The following is a 4,148-nucleotide window of genomic DNA, read 5'->3' as shown; positions in this document are numbered from 1 at the left end:
TACCCATTCTGTAAGCGATACAACACCCATGCCACTATCAACCAGCATGTCGCCATCGCGCCCGCGCACATGCCAGATGTTGCAACGGTAAAATTCCTCGATAAACGGTTCGCTGATATAGGTGACGTCGTCGCCGACGGTTTTCAGGCTGTACCAGTCTTCGGGTTTGGCGCGGTCGATCATCATAGGGCAGCACTTTCTGGTGTAGGGCGGGGCGGATGGCCATGCAACACCACCACCGAGGTCGGATCAAGGGTCAGTTCCACCCATGCCCCCGGTTCGATGATGGCCGATTGCGGCATGTGGGCGGTGACCGTCATGTTGGGGTAATCAAGCGGGCTTAGATGGGCGCGATGATGGGTGCCAAAGAACGATCCATCTTCGACCTTGGCCTTACCCAGTGTAATGCGCGGACCGGTTCCGGTGCTGGCACGGAAGTGTTCCGGGCGAATGGCAAGGGTGACCGATGCGCCGGGGGTAAAGCCCCTGCATTCAAACTCTGGCAGTTCAACAGTGCCAAGCGGTGTCTTGACGGAAATGGTGCTGTCGGTAGCACTTTCAAATGTGCCGGGGATGAAATTGACTTCGCCCATGAAGCTTGCGGTGAAAATCGTCTTGGGCTGCATATAAATGTTTTCTGGACTGCCGACATCTTCGATCCTGCCCGAATTCATCACCACGATCCGATCAGCAATCGCCATGGCCTCTTCCTGGTCGTGGGTGACGTGGACAAAGGTGGTGCCAACGCGTTTTTGGATGGCTTTGAGCTCGTCCTGCATTTGACGACGGAGTTTGAGGTCAAGCGCGCCCAACGGTTCATCAAGCAACAGCACATCGGGCTCAACCGCCAGCGCACGGGCAAGGGCGACGCGTTGACGCTGCCCACCCGAAAGTTCATGCGGTTTCTTGTTGGCCGATGTCTTAAGCCCAACCATATCAAGCAGTTCTTCGGCCTTGGCATGGCGTTCAGCCTTGCCGACCTTGCGCATTTTAAGGCCAAAGGCGACGTTGTCGCGCAGGCTCATATGCGGGAACAGGGCATAGTCCTGAAACATCGTCGTGGTCGGGCGTTTGGCGGGCGCAACATCGCCCATATCCTTGCCATTGATTTCAATCGTGCCACTGGATGGCGACAGGAACCCGCCGAGCAGAGACAGCAAGGTGGTCTTGCCGCAGCCCGATGGGCCCAGCAGGACGATATATTCCCCCGCCGCGATTTCGAGGCTGATATCGTCAAGGGCGGTAAAGTCGCCAAAAATCTTGGTGGCGTTGCGAATGGAGACAGGGGCGGTCATTTCTTTGCCGTCCTTCTAAAGACAATCAATTCAAGAATAAGCAGCAGCGCAACCGATACCAGGAAGACAACGCTTCCAACCGCGTTGGTTTTCGGGTTCAGGCCCGAACGCAACATGCTCCAGATTTCAACCGGCAGGGTGACGTCAAAGCGCGATAGCAAAAATGCGATGATGAATTCATCCCAGCTAAACGTCACCGACAGGAAAAAGGCCGCCAGGATGGAGGGCATCAACATCGGGGCGGAGACCTGCGTCATCACCTGCCATTCGGCGGCCCCCAGATCGCGGGCGGCCCGTTCGATGTTCTTCTGATGATCGCCCATGGAGGCATAAATAATCGCAAAGCACAGCGGCAGATTGATCACAACATGCCCGATCCCGACCGTCCAAAGCGACAGCGAAACACCCAGCCAGTTAAAGGTGGTCAGCAAGCCCAGTGCAATGATCAGGTAACTGACCGTCATCGGCGCAATCAGAAGACCGCGCTGAAGACGCGACGCCGGCAGGACAAATCGCGCCAGCCCATAGGCCGCACAGAAACCAAGGACACAGGCAACCGTGGCCGAGCCGATGGCAACCATCAGGGAGTTGGTCAGGGCCGACATTAGGCGACTGTCGGCAAAGACCTCGCCATACCATTTAAGGGTCGCGCCGTTAAATGGTGGAACCGGCAGGCGGCCATCCTGAAATGAAAACAGGACAAGGACCGCCACAGGTAAAAAGATGAAGCCATAAAGTGCCGCCAGATAGGACCAGGACAGCAGTTTGGAAAAGCGTGAAGAGATCATTTTACGTTCTCTCCATCTTGAGCCAGCGCGCACAGGCAATATAGGCCATCGTGACAACCACCATCAGAATGATCGAAAGCGTGGCGGCCATCGGGAAATCAGCCCGGCGCCCGAGTTGGAGCATGATGACTTGCGGCAGGGCGAGCTCGTTATTGCCGCCCAGGATCTGCGGTGTGATGTAATCACCAATGCAGAGCACAAAGGTCAGGAACGCACCGACCATAATGCCCGGCAATGTAAGCGGTAACACAACATGCCAGAACACCTGAAACCCGTTTGCACCAAGATCGGCGGCGGCTCTGCGATAGTTCGGCGGCATCTGCACCAGATTGGCATAAATCGTAAGCGTCAACAGCATGACAAAGAAATGCACAAAGCCGATGACGGTCGCACTGCGTGTGCTGGCCAGTTCGAGCGGTTCGGAAATCACCCCCAAATAGACCAGCGTGTTATTTATCACGCCGTTTTGCGCCAGCACCAGAAGCCAAGAATAGGATCGCACCACATAGCTTGTCCAGAATGGCAGGATCGCCATGATCAGCGCCATGCGCTGCCATTTCTGGGGCACACGTTCGGCAATGATCCAGGCCAGCGGATAGGCAAGGATCACGGAAATGATCGTGACCGTGAAGGTGATTTCAAGCGAGACAAAAAGACCTTTCAGCAAATGGGCCTTTTCAAAGAATTCAATATAGTTGTCGAAATTCCACGCCATGACGATTTCGCGCCCCTTGCGGGTCGCAAGGCTGATCGCGGCCATGACGATAAAGGGAATAACGAAAAACGCGACGGTCCACAGCAGGGCCGGGGTCACAAAGCCCCATGCGCGGCGATTTTCGCGTGTTTCAAGGCTGGCAGTGGCCATGACGGTATCCTTTTCGCAAACCAGCCCGCCTAGGTGGGGGATGGTTGCTTATAACTCGCTTGGGATGGTGGGCGCCGTTGGGGTCAGCTTACCGCAAGTTTGGCACCGATGCCCCGCAAAAAGCGGGACATCGGCCGGTGGCAGTAGACAAGGGATTGCTTACTGCTGGAGCATCTCGACCCAGGCATCCTGCATCTCGGCATCGAGATCGGCATCCGGGATCGGGTAAAGCTGCGAGTTTTTGAGGTAGCCTTCCTGATCATCCCAGCGAAGGGCTGCTTTCTGGGCATCGGTCAGGTTTTCGCCTGCCTTGGCGTTGGCTGGCATCCCCCAATAACAAGACGAGGTCGCAAGGCGCGCCTGGCCTTCGGGGCTCATGATGTATTGAACGAACTTAAGCGCAAGGTCAGGCTTTTCAGAATCCTTCATCACCCCGATTGACTGTGCCCAGCGCAGGCCACCCTGTTTGGGGATGATCCAATCGAGGTTAGGCTTTTCTTCGGAAAGGACCGCCGTGATCCATTCACCGCCACCAACAAGGATATCGACCTCTCCGGTTGCAAGCGCAGTCTGGGAAGAAACGACTTCACCAACCTGCTTGGAGACCTTTTTCATCGCAAACAGCTTTTCCTTGATCGCGGGCATATCGTCCGCGCCAAGATCAGCCGTATCAATGCCAAGACCCAGGCCAACAAGGCCGATCACCGGCAGGTAATAGTCATAAACCGCAATACGTCCGGCATATTTGTCCGACCAGATCACCGACATGTCTTCCATGTCCTTGGGATCGACCTTGGTCTTATCAAACGAAATCGTGTTGTAGCCGAACTTCTCGGTGACGGCATAGGTTTTGCCATCCACCACGTTGTTTTCGGCCATCACGACTTCGGGGAAGATATCGGATGTCGGCAGGGCATCGGCCGGGATTTCGGCCAGAACGCCCATTTCAACTGCGCGATGAACATCAACACCATCAATTACAAACACATCCCAGTCGCCCGGACGGGATTGCTCAATGATCGAAAGACCGGCACCGGTGCCTTCATATTCCTTGAGATTGACTTTGACGTCGTACTCTTTCTCAAACGGTTCGATCAAGGCCGGATCGGTATGGTCGCACCAGACAAGGGCATTCAATTCTTCGGTTGCTTGTGCGGTTTGCGCCATGGCAACAGCGCCCAGAATAAAGGTCGCAGTGCT

4 protein-coding genes and 1 pseudogene are annotated in these 4,148 nt (G+C 55.5%); all 5 read right to left on the bottom strand.

Features of this window, described 5'->3' with window-relative positions:
* Positions 1-186: pseudogene (locus B3Z49_RS11995) on the bottom strand (MBL fold metallo-hydrolase); the annotation flags it as partial.
* Complete coding sequence (locus tag B3Z49_RS22040; protein ID WP_349676383.1) at positions 183-1,295, bottom strand: ABC transporter ATP-binding protein; 1,113 nt, start codon at positions 1,293-1,295, stop codon at positions 183-185. The pseudogene B3Z49_RS11995 and the gene B3Z49_RS22040, both read right to left, overlap by 4 nt.
* Positions 1,292-2,083, bottom strand: a complete 792-nt coding sequence (locus B3Z49_RS11980; RefSeq protein WP_296991075.1) for an ABC transporter permease — start codon at positions 2,081-2,083, stop codon at positions 1,292-1,294. The genes B3Z49_RS22040 and B3Z49_RS11980 overlap by 4 nt, the downstream gene beginning before the upstream one ends.
* A gap of 1 nt (position 2,084) precedes the next feature.
* Positions 2,085-2,948, bottom strand: a complete 864-nt coding sequence (locus tag B3Z49_RS11975) for an ABC transporter permease (RefSeq protein ID WP_296991074.1) — start codon at positions 2,946-2,948, stop codon at positions 2,085-2,087.
* 159 nt (positions 2,949-3,107) lie between these two features.
* A partial coding sequence (locus B3Z49_RS11970) for an ABC transporter substrate-binding protein (protein WP_296991073.1) occupies positions 3,108-4,148 on the bottom strand: 1,041 nt, incomplete at its 5' end.

The organism is Thalassospira sp. UBA1131, from assembly GCF_002311515.1.
Lineage (GTDB): Bacteria > Pseudomonadota > Alphaproteobacteria > Rhodospirillales > Thalassospiraceae > Thalassospira.
This window is presented reverse-complemented; position numbering and strand designations above follow the sequence as displayed.